General features: G+C 71.0%; 18 protein-coding genes. 10 read left to right on the top strand and 8 right to left on the bottom strand.

The annotated features are described in order from the left end of the window. Positions 1 to 44: 44 nt before the first annotated feature. On the bottom strand, positions 45 to 1,052 hold the full coding sequence (locus ACIQ7M_RS10235; protein WP_403641980.1) for a helix-turn-helix transcriptional regulator: 1,008 nt from the start codon (positions 1,050 to 1,052) through the stop codon (positions 45 to 47). A 101-nt stretch (positions 1,053 to 1,153) separates the two neighbouring features. Between ACIQ7M_RS10235 and ACIQ7M_RS10230 the strand changes: the two genes are divergently transcribed. The 4 genes from ACIQ7M_RS10230 to ACIQ7M_RS10215 all read left to right on the top strand — a co-directional run bounded on the left by ACIQ7M_RS10230 (position 1,154) and on the right by ACIQ7M_RS10215 (position 5,648). Continuing rightward, complete coding sequence (locus tag ACIQ7M_RS10230; RefSeq protein WP_403641977.1) at positions 1,154 to 2,584, top strand: MFS transporter; 1,431 nt, start codon at positions 1,154 to 1,156, stop codon at positions 2,582 to 2,584. 283 nt (positions 2,585 to 2,867) lie between these two features. After that, positions 2,868 to 4,142 (top strand): M14 family zinc carboxypeptidase, encoded by a 1,275-nt coding sequence (locus tag ACIQ7M_RS10225; RefSeq protein WP_355764010.1) that lies wholly within the window; start codon positions 2,868 to 2,870, stop codon positions 4,140 to 4,142. A gap of 116 nt (positions 4,143 to 4,258) precedes the next feature. Then, positions 4,259 to 4,465 carry a hypothetical protein gene (locus ACIQ7M_RS10220; RefSeq protein WP_355763986.1) on the top strand — a complete coding sequence of 69 codons (207 nt, stop codon included), beginning with the start codon at positions 4,259 to 4,261 and terminating at the stop codon, positions 4,463 to 4,465. Between the two features lie 130 nt (positions 4,466 to 4,595). Continuing rightward, complete coding sequence (locus tag ACIQ7M_RS10215) at positions 4,596 to 5,648, top strand: chitinase (protein ID WP_355763983.1); 1,053 nt, start codon at positions 4,596 to 4,598, stop codon at positions 5,646 to 5,648. A 174-nt stretch (positions 5,649 to 5,822) separates the two neighbouring features. On the opposite strand, the gene ACIQ7M_RS10210 is transcribed toward ACIQ7M_RS10215, so the two are convergent. Continuing rightward, the gene (locus ACIQ7M_RS10210; RefSeq protein WP_386977530.1) at positions 5,823 to 7,205 is read right to left on the bottom strand and encodes a glycine--tRNA ligase; all 1,383 of its coding nucleotides are present in this window, start codon (positions 7,203 to 7,205) and stop codon (positions 5,823 to 5,825) included. A 197-nt stretch (positions 7,206 to 7,402) separates the two neighbouring features. Here ACIQ7M_RS10210 and ACIQ7M_RS10205 point away from each other — a divergent pair, with 197 nt between their 5' ends. Genes ACIQ7M_RS10205 through ACIQ7M_RS10190 form a run of 4 tightly spaced genes read left to right on the top strand, consistent with a single transcriptional unit; the run spans position 7,403 to position 10,524 of the window. Continuing rightward, positions 7,403 to 8,365 carry a metal ABC transporter solute-binding protein, Zn/Mn family gene (locus ACIQ7M_RS10205; protein WP_355763977.1) on the top strand — a complete coding sequence of 321 codons (963 nt, stop codon included), beginning with the start codon at positions 7,403 to 7,405 and terminating at the stop codon, positions 8,363 to 8,365. Next, complete coding sequence (locus ACIQ7M_RS10200; protein WP_403642236.1) at positions 8,365 to 9,150, top strand: metal ABC transporter ATP-binding protein; 786 nt, start codon at positions 8,365 to 8,367, stop codon at positions 9,148 to 9,150. Before ACIQ7M_RS10205 ends, ACIQ7M_RS10200 begins: the two co-directional genes overlap by 1 nt. Next, entirely contained in the window at positions 9,150 to 10,049 is a 900-nt protein-coding gene (locus ACIQ7M_RS10195; RefSeq protein ID WP_403641972.1) for a metal ABC transporter permease, read from the top strand. Before ACIQ7M_RS10200 ends, ACIQ7M_RS10195 begins: the two co-directional genes overlap by 1 nt. 58 nt (positions 10,050 to 10,107) lie before the next feature. Next, on the top strand, positions 10,108 to 10,524 hold the full coding sequence (locus ACIQ7M_RS10190; protein WP_326787939.1) for a transcriptional repressor: 417 nt from the start codon (positions 10,108 to 10,110) through the stop codon (positions 10,522 to 10,524). A gap of 22 nt (positions 10,525 to 10,546) precedes the next feature. Here the strand turns inward: ACIQ7M_RS10190 and ACIQ7M_RS10185 are convergent, their stop codons facing one another. The 4 genes from ACIQ7M_RS10185 to ACIQ7M_RS10170 all read right to left on the bottom strand — a co-directional run bounded on the left by ACIQ7M_RS10185 (position 10,547) and on the right by ACIQ7M_RS10170 (position 13,183). Further along, entirely contained in the window at positions 10,547 to 11,113 is a 567-nt protein-coding gene (locus ACIQ7M_RS10185; protein WP_403641968.1) for a hypothetical protein, read from the bottom strand. A gap of 74 nt (positions 11,114 to 11,187) precedes the next feature. Further along, entirely contained in the window at positions 11,188 to 12,033 is an 846-nt protein-coding gene (locus ACIQ7M_RS10180; protein WP_355763965.1) for an isoprenyl transferase, read from the bottom strand. A gap of 110 nt (positions 12,034 to 12,143) precedes the next feature. After that, positions 12,144 to 12,890, bottom strand: coding sequence for a DNA repair protein RecO (gene recO / locus ACIQ7M_RS10175; protein WP_339129238.1), 747 nt, complete (start codon positions 12,888 to 12,890; stop codon positions 12,144 to 12,146). 68 nt (positions 12,891 to 12,958) lie between these two features. Further along, positions 12,959 to 13,183 carry a hypothetical protein gene (locus ACIQ7M_RS10170; protein ID WP_403641964.1) on the bottom strand — a complete coding sequence of 75 codons (225 nt, stop codon included), beginning with the start codon at positions 13,181 to 13,183 and terminating at the stop codon, positions 12,959 to 12,961. 319 nt (positions 13,184 to 13,502) lie between these two features. Here ACIQ7M_RS10170 and ACIQ7M_RS10165 point away from each other — a divergent pair, with 319 nt between their 5' ends. Together ACIQ7M_RS10165 and ACIQ7M_RS10160 are read left to right on the top strand one after the other, a co-directional pair. After that, positions 13,503 to 14,336: a helix-turn-helix domain-containing protein gene (locus tag ACIQ7M_RS10165; RefSeq protein ID WP_403641961.1), complete on the top strand. Its 834-nt coding sequence runs from the start codon at positions 13,503 to 13,505 to the stop codon at positions 14,334 to 14,336. Beyond that, the gene (locus ACIQ7M_RS10160) at positions 14,318 to 14,539 is read left to right on the top strand and encodes a DUF397 domain-containing protein (RefSeq protein WP_355763956.1); all 222 of its coding nucleotides are present in this window, start codon (positions 14,318 to 14,320) and stop codon (positions 14,537 to 14,539) included. The genes ACIQ7M_RS10165 and ACIQ7M_RS10160 overlap by 19 nt, the downstream gene beginning before the upstream one ends. A 67-nt stretch (positions 14,540 to 14,606) precedes the next feature. Here ACIQ7M_RS10160 and ACIQ7M_RS10155 read toward each other — a convergent pair whose 3' ends face one another. Together ACIQ7M_RS10155 and ACIQ7M_RS10150 are read right to left on the bottom strand one after the other, a co-directional pair. Beyond that, positions 14,607 to 15,083, bottom strand: coding sequence for a protein phosphatase (locus tag ACIQ7M_RS10155; protein WP_403642233.1), 477 nt, complete (start codon positions 15,081 to 15,083; stop codon positions 14,607 to 14,609). Positions 15,084 to 15,195: 112 nt separating this feature from the next. Then, complete coding sequence (locus ACIQ7M_RS10150) at positions 15,196 to 15,936, bottom strand: FadR/GntR family transcriptional regulator (RefSeq protein WP_355764008.1); 741 nt, start codon at positions 15,934 to 15,936, stop codon at positions 15,196 to 15,198. Between the last annotated feature and the right edge of the window lie 3 nt (positions 15,937 to 15,939).

The following is a 15,939-nucleotide window of genomic DNA, read 5'->3' as shown; positions in this document are numbered from 1 at the left end:
GGGCCCGGACGGATCGCGTGACCCGGACGGGTCGCGGGGCCCGCTCAGGTCGCTCCCGCCACCGCCTTCGCCCGGGGCCACGCTTCGGCACGGTCCCCGACCTGGTCCCGGTCCCGGGCGTCCGCCTCCGCCTCGGCCTCCAGCGCGATGGCGTGCAGCCGCTCCAGCCGTTCGCGGCTCTCCTCGTCCTGGGGCGGGTACGTCACCATCCGGGCGCCCAGGTCGGGGGCCAGCCACAGGTCCGTGTGATCGACGGTGACCAGACCGACGTACGGATTCAGGAACTTCTTCGTCTTCACGCGGGTGGCGGCCACCTCGTACCGGTCCCAGTTCTCACGGAACTCGGCCGACTCGGCCCGCAGCCGCTTCAGCAGGGTCTTCCAGGCGGGCTCCCCCAGGTGCCCGGCCATCGACGCGCGCAGCTTCGCGGCCATCAGCCGCGTGGTCTCGTCGAGCAGGACGATCGACGCGCGCCACTCCGCGTTGGTGTAGGCGAGGAGCACGCAGTTGCGGTCGGCGGGCGGGACCGTGCCGAGGTCGCGCATCATCAGCCGTGCGTAGGTGCGGTTGTACGCCAGGATGTCGTACCGGCTGTTCTGGATGCAGGCCGGGACCGGCTCCAGCTTCGTCAGGATCTGGCGCAGCGCCGGGGTGATCACCGCGCACTGCGCCGCGGGCGTGGGGTCGACCGCTCCGGCGAGCTGGAAGAGATGGGCCCGCTCGCTGGTGTCCAGCAGCAGGGTGCGGGCCAGCGCGTCGAGGACCTGTTCCGAGACCTGGATGTCGCGGGCCTGTTCCAACCAGGTGTACCAGGTGACCCCGACCGCGGAGAGCTGGGCGACCTCCTCGCGGCGCAGGCCCGGCGTGCGCCGCCGACGGCCACGGGGGAGCTGGACCTGCTCGGGGGTGATGCGTTCGCGGCGGCTGCGCAGGAAGGTGGCCAGTTCGTGCCGCCGGATCTCACCGGCGCGGGACCCGGCCTCTTCCGGGCCGGGCGAACCCGGTCGCGGCGGGGCCTGGACGGGGGGCGTCTCCCGGGTCATCGTCGTCATGCCTCCAGCCTGCCGCTCGGCTCAGCCTGTTGCCAGGTAGTGCTTGTACCAGGATAAGGAGACTCTGGTACCCGCCTGAGGACGGGAGAAGTCTGGAGCACGTGACCGAAACCGGAACTCTCACGACCTCCGTCCGCGCCCCCGCCGCGCCACCCGACCTCGGCGGCCTCGGACTCTTCACGGTGCTGCTCGGCGCGGCACTGCCCCTGATCGACTTCTTCATCGTCAACGTGGCCCTTCCGACCATCGGGCAGGACCTGAACGCGAGCGAGGCCGTCCTCGAACTCGTCGTCGCCGGCTACGGGGTCGCGTACGCCGTCCTGCTCGTCCTCGGCGGACGTCTCGGCGACCTGTTCGGGCGCCGTCGGCTCTTCGTCGGCGGCATGGCGGCCTTCGGCCTGACCTCGCTCGCCTGCGGGCTCGCGCCCACGGCGTGGACCCTGGTGGCGGCGCGGGTCGCCCAGGGCGCGGCCTCCGCGGCGATGCTGCCGCAGGTCCTCGCCACCATCCAGTCGGCGACCTCCGGGCCCCGCCGCGCCAAGGCGATGGGCCTGTACGGCGCCACGGCCGGGCTGTCCATGGTCGCCGGGCAGATCCTCGGCGGACTGCTGGTCGCGGCCGACATCGCGGGCACCGGCTGGCGCTCGGTGTTCCTCGTGAACGTGCCCGTCGTCGTGCTCGGGCTGGTCCTGGCCCGCCGTGCCGTCCCCGAGACCCGCTCGCAGCGCCCGGAGCCGGTCGACGCCCCGGGCACGATCCTGCTCGCGGTCGCGCTGCTGGCCCTGCTCGCCCCGCTCACCGAGGGCCGGGCCGCGGGCTGGCCGCTGTGGACCTGGGTGTCCCTGGCCCTGTTCCCGCTCGCCGCCGCCGCCTTCTACCTCGTCGAACGCCGTGCGGACCGGCTCGGCCGCACCCCTCTGGTCCCGCCGAGTCTGTTCGAGCTGACCTCGCTGCGCCGGGGCCTGATCATGATCGTGCCGTTCTCCATCGGCTTCAGCGGCTTCATGTTCGTGATCGCGGTGGCGCTGCAACGCGGCGAGGGGCTCGGTCCGGTCCCTGCGGGGCTGGCCCTCGCGCCCATGGCGGTCGTCTTCTTCGTCACCTCGCTGTGCGGGCCCCGGCTGATCGCCCGCTACGGGACGCGGGTCGTGACCGCGGGCGGACTGATCCAGGGAGTGGGCCTGGGGCTCATCACCCTGGCCGCCTGGCGCTCGTGGCCGGACCTCGGGATGGTGGAACTGCTGCCCGGAGCGGCCGTCGCCGGGGCGGGCCAGGCACTCCAGCTCCCCGTCCTGATCCGGATCATCCTCTCCGAGGTGCCGCCCGCTCGGGCCGGTGTGGGCAGCGGTGTGATGGCCACCACCCAGCAGGCGGCACTCGCCGTCGGGGTCGCCACCCTGGGCACCCTGTTCCTGTCCCTCGCCCCGTCCCACGGCATGCGCGACGCCCTGGTGACGACCCTCCTGGTCCAGTTGGCCGGCGTGGCCCTGACCACGGCCCTGAGCCTGCGCCTGCCCCGCAGGATCAGCTGAGGGACCGGCCGGCCCGCCGGCCCTCAACCCCCGTGCGGCCACCGGCATATGCCCAGGCCATGAGGCTGTCGCCTTCCCCTCAGGGGCTGTTGACACCAGTGGTGCGTCATGTCGTACTGAGTCGCACCGAAGGCGAACGGAGCATGCCCGGCGATGGCCGGGGTGTTCCGTCCGGCCTACCGCGCTCCACGATCCGAGGAGACTCCGTGGCCGAGATCAAGATCAGCGCGCCGGACCGGAGACCGGACCGGAGGAAGGCCCAGGACGACAGCAATTCCGGACACTGAGCTATCCCACGCCCGCCGACGTCACCCGCACCGCCGAGGCCCTGACCGCCCGGCATCCCGGCCTGTGCCGGCTGAGCACCATCGGCCACTCCCGGCACGGCCTCCCCCTGCGGATGCTGAGCGTCGGAAAGGGGCCACGGCACGCCCTCGTGGTCGCGGGCGCACACCCCAACGAGTACGTCGGCGGGGGCACCCTCCTGGCGCTGGCCCACCGCGCGCTGGGCGGCGAACGGCCCGGCACCGTATGGCACTTGGTGCTGTGTCTCGACCCGGACGGAGCGCGCCTCAACGAAGGCGGACACCGGGCCGACACCCTGTTCGGCCACTACCGGTCCTTCTTCCGCCCGACCGCCGACGAACAGCCCGAATGGGCACCCGCGCTTCCCCGCCCCCGGTCCCTGCCGGAGAGCCGCGCCCTGCTCGACGTCATCCGCAGGCTGCGGCCCTACATCCAGATCTCCCTGCACAGCACGGACATCGGCGGCACCTTCGCCCAGCTCACCCGGGACGTCCCCGGCCTCGACCAGACCCTAGCCGCCTCCGCCGAACGGCTCGGCATCCCGGTCGAGAGGGCTCCACTGGACGCCCTGCACTGGCCCACCAGCGCGCCCGGCGTCTTCGTCCTGCCGCCGCCCGGAGCGCCCGAACGCCCCACCGCCTTCCCGGAGAACGCCCACCGCTCCACCTGGCTCGCCCCGCACGCCCACGGCGGTGTCACCGCGGTGCTCGAGGTACCGGTCTGGGCCGCCGCCTCATTCGCCGACCTCGCACCCCATCCCGCCCCGGAACAACGGCTGCGGCACTGGGCGGACCGGCTGCGGGACTACGCCCACACCGTGCGCGGCCACTACGAACGGGCCCGTCCCCATCTCCCGGCCCCCAGTCCCGATCCGGCCTTCAGCATGCGCCGGGCCGTGGCCGAAACGCTGCGTGTGTGCGGCCCGCTGGCCGACAGCTGGGACCCCGCGCACCCGTCGTTCACCCCGCTCCCCGGACTCTCCCGCGCCCGCACGGCCAGCATCGAGGGCTTCGCCCGGCGCACCCCGCTCCGGGCCGCCGCCATGCTGCTGCGCCTCCTCGAGGAGTACGCGCCCGCGCCGGGGACCGTGGCCCAACGCACCGAGCTGGAAGCCCTCGTGGCACGCTGGTGCGCCGCCTACTCGGCGAGCTTCGCGGCGACCTGGGTACCGGTGGAGCGGCAGATAGAGCACCAGGTCAATGTCACCACGGCCGCCGTCGAGGCCGCCGAGGGGCACCTCGCCCCGTCGTGACCGCGGGCGCGATCGCACCCGGACTCACCGAAGTCACCTCCGAAGAACCCCCGTTGATCTTCACCATGCTGCACACTCCTTGCTGCGCAGACGAAGCGGGAGAACCAGGAGGTGTCATGCTTCAGATCAACGCGAGCAAAGTGAGCCGCTGGGACCAGCACGGCCGCGAACACACCGTCCACGTGCAACGGGCGGGCGTCCAGCGCACCATCCGATGCGAGACGTGCGGCTGGCGCAAAAACACCCAGTTCCTCCCCTGGCTGAAGGCGGAGGAACATCTGGCCGAGGAACACCAGGCGACGGTCGACCCGAAAGAGGCCTGAACCGCGGCCTGAACCGCGACACCGAGGGCGACCCTCCGGCCACTTTGGTCCAGACCTATTGACGAAAGGTCTGGACCGCGCGACTGTCATGCCTACGACACCTCACCGCACCCCCACCGGGAGGCCTCGCATGATGCGCCGGAGACTGCGTCTGCTCGTCGTGGCACTGGCCGCGGCCGTTCTCGTCCCGTTGTACGGCGCGGGTGCGCCCGGCGCCTTCGCCGCGGACACCTGCGCCGTGAAGTCCCGTCCCGCCGGAAAGGTTCTCCAGGGCTACTGGGAGAACTGGGACGGCGCGGCCAACGGTGTGCACCCGCCCTTCGGGTGGACACCGATCACCGACTCCCGCATCGCCGCGCACGGCTACAACGTCATCGACGCGGCGTTCCCCGTCATCCGCTCGGACGGCACCGCGCTGTGGGAGGACGGGATGGACACGGGCGTGAAGGTCGCCACGCCCGCCGAGATGTGCGCGGCCAAGGCGTCGGGGCAGACGATCCTGCTGTCCATCGGCGGGGCGGCCGCCGGCATCGACCTGAGTTCGTCCGCGGTCGCCGACCGTTTCGTCGCGACGATCGTGCCGATCCTGAAGAAGTACAACTTCGACGGCATCGACATCGACATCGAGACCGGACTCGTCGGCAGCGGCAGCATCGGCCGGCTCTCCGCGTCGCAGGCCAACCTGATCCGGATCATCGACGGGGTGCTGTCCCGGATGCCGTCGAACTTCGGGCTGACGATGGCGCCGGAGACCGCCTACGTCACGGGCGGCAGCGTCGCGTACGGCTCGATCTGGGGCGCCTACCTGCCCGTCGTGAAGAAGTACGCGGACAACGGGCGGCTGTGGTGGCTGAACATGCAGTACTACAACGGCAGCATGTACGGCTGCTCCGGTGACTCCTACTCCGCGGGCACCGTACAGGGCTTCACCGCCCAGACCGACTGTCTCGACAAGGGGCTCGTAGTGCAGGGGACCACCATCAAGGTCCCCTACGACAAGCAGGTCCCGGGGCTGCCGGCCCAGGCCGGGGCGGGCGGCGGCTACATGGCACCGGGCCTCGTCTCCCAGGCCTGGCGCCACTACGGCACCTCCCTCAAGGGCCTGATGACGTGGTCGGTCAACTGGGACGGCTCGAAGAACTGGACCTTCGGCGACAACGTGAAGGCGCTCCAGGGCCGCTGAGCGCGCCGGGGCTGAGCGCGCCGGTCCGGAGCACGCCGGGCGGAGCACACCAGACCCGAGGACACCGGGGCGAGGAACGGCCCGGATGAGGACGCCCGGACACCCCATGGTCCGGGACACCGCGAAGCCCCCGCTTCCCTGCCCGGGAAACGGGGGCTTCGCGCAGCGCGTGGGTCAGCAGCCGACGAGACGGGCGGCCAGGTAGCCCTCGATCTGGTCGAGCGAGACACGCTCCTGCTTCATCGAGTCGCGCTCGCGCACCGTGACGGCGTTGTCGTCGAGGGTGTCGAAGTCGACGGTGACGCAGAACGGCGTGCCGATCTCGTCCTGACGACGGTAGCGGCGGCCGATGGCGCCGGCGTCGTCGAACTCGATGTTCCAGTGCTGGCGCAGCGCCGCGGCGAGACCCTTGGCCTTCGGGGACAGGTCCGCGTTGCGGGACAGCGGCAGGACCGCGACCTTCACCGGGGCGAGACGGTGGTCGAGGCGCAGCACCGTGCGCTTCTCCAGCTTGCCCTTGGCGTTGGGGGCCTCGTCCTCGACGTAGGCGTCGAGCAGGAAGGCGAGCATGGCGCGGCCGACACCGGCGGCGGGCTCGATGACGTAGGGGGTCCAGCGCTCCTGGGCCTCCTGGTCGAAGTAGGAGAGGTCCTGGCCGGAGGCCTTGGAGTGCGCGCCGAGGTCGTAGTCGGTGCGGTTGGCGACGCCCTCCAGCTCACCCCACTCGTTGCCGCCGAACTGGAAGCGGTACTCGATGTCGGCGGTGCGCTTGGAGTAGTGGGAGAGCTTCTCCTTCGGGTGGTCGTACCACCGCATGTTCTCCTCGCGCAGGCCGAGACCGGTGTACCAGTTCCAGCGCTGCTCCATCCAGTACTCCTGCCACTGCTCGTCCTCGCCCGGCTTGACGAAGAACTCCATCTCCATCTGCTCGAACTCGCGCGTGCGGAAGATGAAGTTGCCGGGCGTGATCTCGTTGCGGAAGGACTTGCCCATCTGCGCGATGCCGAACGGGGGCTTCTTGCGCGAGGTGGTCTGCACCTGGGCGAAGTTGGTGAAGATGCCCTGGGCGGTCTCGGGACGCAGGTAGGCGACGGAGCCGCTGTCCTGGGTCGGGCCGAGGTGGGTGGAGAGCAGGCCCGAGAACTGCTTGGGCTCGGTGAACGTGCCCTTGTTGCCGCAGTTGGGGCAGTTGAGGTCGGCGAGGCCGTTCTCCGGGAGGCGGCCGTGCTTGGCCTCGTAGTGCTCCTCCAGGTGGTCGGCGCGGAAGCGCTTGTGGCACGAGGTGCACTCGGTCAGCGGGTCCGTGAAGGTGGCGACGTGACCGGAGGCGACCCACACCTCGGGGGCCAGGATCACGGACGAGTCGAGACCGACCACGTCCTCGCGCGACGTGACCATGTAGCGCCACCACTGGCGCTTCAGGTTCTCCTTGAGTTCGACGCCGAGCGGGCCGTAGTCCCAAGCGGCACGCTGTCCGCCGTAGATCTCACTACAGGGGAAAACGAAGCCACGGCGCTTGCTCAGGCTGACGATGGAATCGATCTTGTCGGCGGCCACGGTGCTCTCTTCATTACGAACGGACGGCAGCGAATGCTTCAGGTTACCGGCGTCGCCCACCCCCGCATCAAATCGGTTCCCGCGGTAGGCCGCTTCCTGCCGGTTGGATCCACTTGATACCCGTTGCCGGAGCGCGCGCGGGCACCCTCACGAGGGCTTGTTGACAATCGTTTCCAGATTTGTTGAAAATGACTGTCATGAACGTACGACGACGCCTCATATCGGGGTCCGCCGCCGCGGCGGCCATCGCCCTCGGCCTCGGCGCCCTCACGGCCTGCTCGGGATCCGCGGCGGCCGACGCCCGGAACGACGGCAGACTCGACGTGGTCGCGTCGTTCTACCCGCTCCAGTACCTCGCCGAGGAGATCGGCGGCTCGCACGTGAGCGTCACGAATCTGACCCGGCCCGGTCAGGAACCGCACGACCTGGAGATCAGCGCCCGCGAGACCGCGCGGCTCCAGGAGGCCGACGCGGTGTTCTACCTCAAGAACCTCCAGCCGGCCGTCGACGACGCGGTCGCCCAGTCCGGCGTGAGGACCAAGGTCGACGCCGCCTCGCTGACCACGCTGGAGAAGCACGGCAACGAGGTCGGCGGGCACGCCGCCGCGCACGACCACAGCGAGGGCGAGGACTCCGGAGCCGCCGACCCGCACGTCTGGCTCGACCCCGTGCGCTTCGGCCAGGTGGCCGAGGGCGTGTCGGCCGCGCTGAAGAAGGCCGATCCGAAGCACGCCGCGGACTACGACAAGAACATGGCCGCGCTGCGGAAGAAGTTCACCGCACTGGACGAGGACTTCCGCGACGGGCTCGCGAACACGAAGACCAAGACCTTCATCACCACCCACGCCGCGTTCGGCTACCTCGCCGAGCGCTACGGGCTCACCGAGGAGGCCGTCAACGGCCTCGACCCCGAGTCGGAGCCCAGCGCGAACCGGGTGAAGGCCCTGGAGAACCTGGCGAAGGCCGACGGCGTCACGACGGTGTTCTACGAGACGCTCGTCAGCGACCGGACCGCCGGCACGATCGCCCGGGACGTGGGGCTGCGGACGGATGTCCTCGACCCCCTCGAAGGCATCACCGACAAGTCCAAGGGCAGCGACTACATGCAGGTCATGCGGTCGAACCTGAAGGCACTCCAGACGGCTCTGGGAACGAAGTGATCACTGTGGAGGACGCCGTGAACGAGTCCGTCGTATCCCTGCGCGGTGTCCGCGCGGAGCTGGGTTCGCGCCCGGTCCTGCGCGGCATGGACCTGACCGTGCGCCGCGGAGAGGTCGTCGCCCTGCTGGGCGCGAACGGCTCCGGCAAGTCGACCGCCGTGCGCAGCGTCATCGGCCAGGTCGCCGTCAGCGCCGGTGAGATCGAGATCTTCGGCGTTCCGCGCCGCCGCTTCCGCGACTGGCACCGGGTGGGCTACGTCCCGCAGCGGACCACGGCCGCGGGCGGCGTGCCGGCGACGGTCACCGAGATCGTCGCCTCGGGCCGGCTGTCCCGCACCCGCCTCGGCATCCTGCGCAAGGCCGATCACGCGGCCGTACGACGGGCCCTGGAGCTCGTCGGGATGGCGGACCGCGCCAAGGACTCCGTGAACGCCCTGTCGGGCGGACAGCACCAGCGGGTCCTCATCGCCCGCGCGCTGGCCTCCGAACCCGAACTGCTGATCATGGACGAGCCGATGGCGGGCGTGGACCTCGCCAGCCAGGAGGTGCTGGCCGACACCCTGCGCGACCAGGTCGCCCAGGGCACGTCCGTGCTGCTCGTCCTGCACGAGCTGGGCCCCCTGGAGCCGCTGATCGACCGCGCGGTCGTGCTGCGGGACGGCTGCGTCCTGCACGACGGCCCGCCGCCGAGAGCGGTCGGCCAGCACGCCCTGCCCGGCCACGACCACGTACACCCGCACGCGGCCCACGACGCCGAACCCCTCCGGACGGGACTGCTCAGCTGATGGACATCCTCGACTACGCCTTCATGCAGCGGGCGCTGCTCGCCGCCGTCCTGGTGGGCGTCATCGCGCCCGCCGTCGGCATCTACCTCGTCCAGCGCCGTCAGGCCCTGATGGGCGACGGCATCGGCCATGTGGCGATGACGGGCGTCGGCCTCGGCTTCCTGCTCAACACGTCACCGGTGTGGATGGCGACGGCCGTGTCCGTGCTGGGCGCCGTGCTCATGGAGCTGATCCGCTGGTACGGAAAGACGCGCGGGGACATCGCGCTGGCCATGCTCTTCTACGGGGGCATGGCGGGCGGCGTGATGTTCACCAGCCTCGCGGGCGGCTCGACCGCCAACCTGACCTCGTACCTCTTCGGCTCGCTGTCGACGGTGAGCGCGTCCGACGTGACGGCGATCTTCCTGCTGGCCGCCTTCGTCCTGGTGGTCACGCTCGGGCTGCGCCGGCAGTTGTTCGCGGTCAGCCAGGACGAGGAGTTCGCGCGGGTGACCGGTCTGCCGGTGCGGGCCCTGAACCTGCTGACGGCCGTCACGGCGGCCGTCACGGTGACCGTCGCGATGCGCGTGGTCGGCCTGCTGCTGGTGAGCGCGCTGATGGTGGTGCCGGTGGCGGCGGCCCAGCAGCTCACCCGGAGCTTCGCGGCGACGTTCGCCGTCGCGGTGGCGATCGGGGTGAGCGTGACGATCGGCGGCACGGTGACGTCGTTCTACCAGGATGTGCCGCCCGGCTCCACGATCGTGCTGCTGACGATCGGCGCGTTCATCGCCCTGACGGCGCTCGCGACACCACTGGCACGGCGCCGGGCCCGGGCCGTGGCCGCGGCGCAGGCCGCCGGGGATCCCGCGGAGTGCGCGATTCCGGCCACCCGCGGACCGGAGAGCACGGTCGGCGTCTGACCGGGCACTGCCCGGGCTGGCACAATGGCCGGGCAAGCGCAGACGCGAGGAGGCAACGGTGACAACCGCTGGATCGCCCGTCCGGGGCCGTTCCACCCGGCAGCGTGCCGCCGTGGCGGCGGCGCTCGACGAGGTGACCGAGTTCCGCAGCGCGCAGGAGCTCCACGACATGCTCAAGCACAAGGGCGACTCGGTCGGGCTCACCACCGTCTACCGCACGCTCCAGTCCCTCGCCGACGCCGGCGAGGTCGACGTCCTGCGCACCTCGGAGGGCGAGTCCGTCTACCGGCGCTGCTCCACCGGCGAGCACCACCACCACCTCGTCTGCCGCGTCTGCGGCAAGGCCGTGGAGGTGGAGGGCCCGGCGGTCGAGAAGTGGGCGGAGGCCATCGCCGCGGAGCACGGCTACGTGAACGTGGCGCACACGGTGGAGATCTTCGGTACGTGCGCGGAGTGCGCGGCGGCGAAGGGCTGAGCCCCTTCCGGGCCCCGGACGCTCAGACGCGGGTCAGGTGGCGGTCGAGGATCGCCCGCAGCCGGTCCACGTCCTCGGGGGCGCGCACGGCCCGCTTGGGCAGCGAGGTGAAGCTGGTGGCCTTCTTGTCGGGGCTGAACATGGCGAAGACGTCCTTCGTCTCCCGGTAGCGGGGCTGCGCGACCCAGTTGAGTTCCGTGGTGGAGTTGTCCGTGGCCACGGTCACCCCGGCGTCGGTGACGGTCACGCGGAAGGTGCCCTGCCGCTCCCCGAGCCGCTGGAACTGGCGGGCCATGAGCCAGGGCGACAGCAGGATGAGCGGCATGCAGACGACGAGCCAGATCGTCAGAATCAGCGACTCTCCATGACCGTTCAGCGCCCGCTGTCCTTGCAGAGCGGCCACGACGACCACGCCGCCCAGCACCGCGTACTGCCTTCGGCCAGCCTTGCTGATAGCTCGGCGCGCCTTCAGCGCCGACGTGAAGTCCGCGACGACCGGCCGGTACTCCAGCTCGACGACGTCCGCCCCGGCCCTCTGAGTCTGTTCCGGCGACTCCTGCTGCTGCGCAGCGCCCTGGTCCTCGACCACGGCCCCTCCCCAGTTCGGTGGTGATGAGCCGTGATCGTAACGCCGGATTCGAACAACCCTGCGGGCGGCGGGGGTTAAGAGCCGTCGCCCCGCATGGCCTGCTCCATCGCGAGCAGTTGCTCGTTCGGGACGGCGCCGCCGAAGCGGCGGTCGCGCTGCGCGTACTCGACGCAGGCCCGCCACAGGTCACGCCGGTCGAAGTCGGGCCACAGCACGTCCTGGAAGACCATCTCGGCGTAGGCGCTCTGCCAGAGCAGGTAGTTGGAGGTGCGCTGCTCGCCGCTCGGACGCAGGAACAGGTCCACGTCCGGCATGTCCGGGAAGTACATGTACTTCTGCAGCGTCTTCTCGGTGACCTTGGACGGGTCGAGGCGGCCGGCCTTCACGTCCTCGGCCAGCGCCTGCGCCGCGTCGGCGATCTCGGCGCGGCCTCCGTAGTTCATGCAGAAGTACAGCGTGAGCGCGTCGTTGTCCTTGGTCTGCTCCTGGGCGATCTGGAGCTCCTTGGCGACCGACTTCCACAGCTTGGGCATCCGGCCCACCCAGCGCACCCGGATGCCGAGGCCGTCGAGGGTGTCGCGGGTCTTGCGGATGAAGTCGCGGTTGAAGTTCATCAGGAAGCGCACCTCGTCGGGCGAGCGCTTCCAGTTCTCGGTGGAGAAGGCGTACAGGGAGATGCTGCCGACGCCGACCTCGACCGCGCCCTGGAGGACGTCGAGGACGCGCTCGGCACCGACCTTGTGACCCTCGGTGCGCGGCAGCCCGCGCTCCTTGGCCCAGCGGCCGTTCCCGTCCATGACGATCGCCACATGGTTCGGGATGAGCTCACCGGGGAGTTTGGGCGCGCGGGCACCGGAGGGGTGCGGCTCCGGTGCCTTGTACTCGCGGCGCCGGCCGCCCAGGATCCCGCGTACGACCATGTGCTTCTCGTCTCCTTCTTGCTCGCGTGCGCCGGGCGCCCGTCTCGTTCTGCGTGCTGTTCTCTGCCGCGCTCGTGCGCCTGTGCCGCCCCGGACCGCCCGGGTGGCGCCTACTTCTCCACGTACCGCAAGGAGCGCAGTCCGCGCTCCAGATGCCAGTGGAGATAGGCCGACACCAGCCCGCTGCCCTCCCGGACGTGCCGCGGCTCGCACGCGTCCGCGGTCTCCCAGTCTCCCGTGAGCAGCGCGCCGAGGAGTTCGAGGGCCTGAGGCGAGGGTACGACGCTGCCGGGCACCCGGCAGTCGACGCAGACGGTTCCTCCCGCCGCGACCGAGAAGAAGCGGTTCGGTCCCGGCATGCCGCATTTGGCACAGTCGCTGAAGCTGGGCGCGTAGCCGTTGACCGCGAGGGAGCGCAGCAGGAAGGCGTCGAGGACGAGGTGCGGTTCGTGCTCGCCCCGGGCGAGGGTGCGGAGCCCGCCGACGAGCAGCAGATACTGCTGCACCGCGGGCTCCCCCTCGTGATCGGTGAACCGCTCGGCGGTCTCCAGCATCGCGGTCCCCGCGGTGTAGCGCGGGTAGTCGGTGACGATCCCGCCACCGTACGGAGCGATCGTCTCGCTCTGTGTGCACAAGGGCAGCCCGCGGCCGATGAGTTCACTGCCCCGCGCGAAGAACTGCACGTCCACGTGGGAGAAGGGTTCGAGGCGCGCCCCGAACTTCGACTTGGTCCGCCGGACACCGCGCGCCACCGCCCGTACTCGGCCGTGACCGCGTGTGAGCAGCGTGATGATCCGGTCCGCCTCACCCAGCTTCTGGGTGCGCAGCACGATGCCGTCGTCGCGGAACAGACTCATGCGGCCCATTCTCGCCTACGGCACACGCCACCCGGCCCGGTCGGGCCGCATTGCCCCTGGGACCCTCGTCACGGCACCTCGCCGCGGCTGCGGGCGTTGGCGTACGCGGTAGCCGCGCCGATCCTCTCCGTCGGGGTCGCCTCCCGGACGGCCTCCGGAAGGCAGTCCCACTCCCTGCCGCCGCCGAGCGGTCTGAGCTGTACGTACGGCCCCTCGTACCCCATGACCACGCCGACCCTCCCCGTGCGGGTGTCGACGGCGCAGGAGCCGGTCGGCGGCGGAGCCGCCTTCATCGCGGGGCCGCCGCGAGCCGGGCCACGACCTCGGCCCCTGCGAGCACCGTCCGTAAGTCCTGCACAGTTTCCTCCGCCTCTTCGACGCGGTGCGCCGAGTCCCGCCGCCCGTCGGGCGGCGTGTGTACGTGGGTCTGTCCGTGCGTTCGTCCGTGCTGTCGTCCGTGCGTCGGCGCTTGTCCTCGTGCGTGCTCTTCCTTCACCCGGCCCACCGGCCCTTGTCGATTTCACGCTTCGCGTCGGGATCGTGACGCTCCGCATCTAGAATCGGCGGGGTTCCGTCCGCTGCAAGCGCGGTGCAGTGCAAGGGGGTTGGCCCATGGCCAACGGTTCGCGGCAGGCCGCCTGGGAGTTTTTCGGTTCAGAACTGAAACGACGCAGGGAGGACGCAGGTTTCACGCAAGTGGAACTGGGGGCTCGGGTCTTCGTCTCCGGTGGCTATATCGGGTTGTTCGAACAGGCCGTCCGCAGGCCCCAGTTGGACGTGGCCCAGCGCATCGACACGCTGCTGGGCGGCGACGGCTTCTTCGAGCGGATGTGGCACAAGCTCATCGACGACAAGCGCTACGCGGGGTATTTCGCGGCGGTGGTCGAACTGGAGCGGACGGCAACGAAGATCGCGGAGTTCGCGCCCGCGCTGGTACCGGGTCTTTTGCAGACGGCGGGGTATGCGCGGGCCGTCATGGTGGCGGGGAACCCGTTCTCCAGCGACGAGTACGTCGAGGAGAAGGTGAGCGCCCGCCGCGAAAGGGCACGCATCCTGGACGGAACGAAGGCGCCCGTCTACTGGGTGATCCTGCACGAGCAGGTGCTGCGCATCCCGGTCGGCGGGCCCGCGACGATGGCGGAGCAACTGGACCACGTCATCGGACTTGCACAAGGGCGGCGGGTCCTCGTGCAGGTGCTGCCGTACTCGGTCGGGGCGTATCCGCTCATAGGACGGATGGTCCAGCTCATGGAGTTCGCCGACGCCCCGCCGACCGCCTATACAGAGGCGGTGTATTCGGGCAACCTGCTGGACGAACCAGCCCTGGTTCAGCGGGTGCAGGACGCATACGATCTGCTCAGGGCCGTCGCGCTGCCGCCGGACGCGTCCCTGTCTCTGATCGAATCGGCGTCGGAGGACCACAGACGATGCGCGAGTACGACCTGAGCCTCATTCAGTGGCGCAAAAGCACCTACAGCGACGACAACGGCGGCAGTTGCCTCGAAGTCGCCGACGGAGTCACCGGGCTCGTCCCCGTCCGGGACAGCAAGCTGCCGGACGGACCCGTGCTGCTGATCGGCGCGGACGCCTGGACCGCCTTCCTCGGCGGGCCGTTCACGGCCCGGGCGGGAAGTACCGGCGGGGCGTGACGCCCACCCGCACCACGAGCCCACCACCGCACACCAGGACCACGTCCTCGCGGAGGCCGGGCGGGTATCAGTCCCGGGTGCCGAAGCGGCGTACGTACGCGCGCTGCCATGGTGTCTCCACGGCGTGCCGGTCGTAGTGCCGGCGTACGTACGCCACGGCCTCCCGGGACGGTACGCCGTCGAGGACGGCGACGCAGGCCAGGGCCGTGCCGGTGCGGCCACGGCCGCCGTGGCAGGCGATCTCGACGCGCTCGCCCGCGGCCCGCCGCCAGGCCTCCGTGAGCACCGCGCGGGCCTCCGCCCGGTCGGCGGGCAGCCGGAAGTCGGGCCAGCGCAGCCGGTGGGCCTCCCAGGGGACCGGGGGCGGCTGTCCGCCGAGCAGGTACACGGCGTACGTCGGTACGGGACCGCCGTCGGCCGGCAGCGGTCGGCGCAGCGCACGGCCCCGGATCAGCCGGCCGGAGGGCAGGGACAGCACCCCCGCGCCGTCCGCGTCCCAGAGACCGCTGCCGACGGGGGAGCCGGTCGAGGAGTCGGGTCGGATGTCGGGCACGGGACCAGCCTAGGGCGCGCCGGGGGTGCGGAACCCGAGGCGGGCCGGTCGGTACCGGGGCCGACGGGACCCGGGCAGAGCGGGCCCGGAGTGTCGGCCCGCTTCAGCTCACGCCGCGGGAGCCCTGGGCGGCGCGGGCCTCGATGCCCCGGAAGTGGTCGGCCATCGCGCGCTGGGCGCCCTCGACGTCCCGTACCCGCAGGGCGCTGAGGATGTCGCGGTGGCGGCGGGCCGTGACCTCCGGGGCGATGTCGTCGCTCCAGCCGCGTACCGCGGCGACCCGCCGGAAGACGGTCCAGAACGCGCCGAGCAACTGGGGAACGAGCGGGTTGCCGAGCGAGGCGTACAGCAACTCGTGGAACTCGCTGTCGAGTTCGGGGAAGGGGCGGCCGTCGTCGCCCGCCGTCTCCATCTCGGTGACGACGGCTTCGAGCCGGTCCAGTTCCTCCTCGGTCAGCACCTGGGCCACCCGGCTTATCAGCCCCTCCTCCAGCACCTCGCGGACCTGGAGGATCTCGGCCAGCGCCGCGGTCGGATCGTCCGGACGGGCGAGTGTGCGGAAGGTCAGTCCGTCGACGAACGGCGTCATGGACGCCTCACCCACATAGGTGCCGTAGCCGTGCCGGATCTCGACTATGTCGAGCGCCTGAAGTGCCTTGAGCGCCTCGCGGACCGAGTTGCGGCTCACGCCCAGATCACTCATCAACTCGGTCTCGGTGGGCAGCGGCGCACCGGCCGGAAGCCCCTGGTCGAGGATCAGTTGCATGACCTCGCGCTGGATCTGGCTGCTCACCCGGCGCTCGGGCCGGCGCCGGTTCCCGGTCTCCTCAGGCATGCGCCGCATCGT

Source organism: Streptomyces sp. NPDC096324 (genome assembly GCF_044763015.1).
GTDB lineage: Bacteria > Actinomycetota > Actinomycetes > Streptomycetales > Streptomycetaceae > Streptomyces.
The sequence above is the reverse complement of the archived record's forward strand: the minus strand, read 5'-3'. Positions and strand labels throughout refer to the sequence as shown.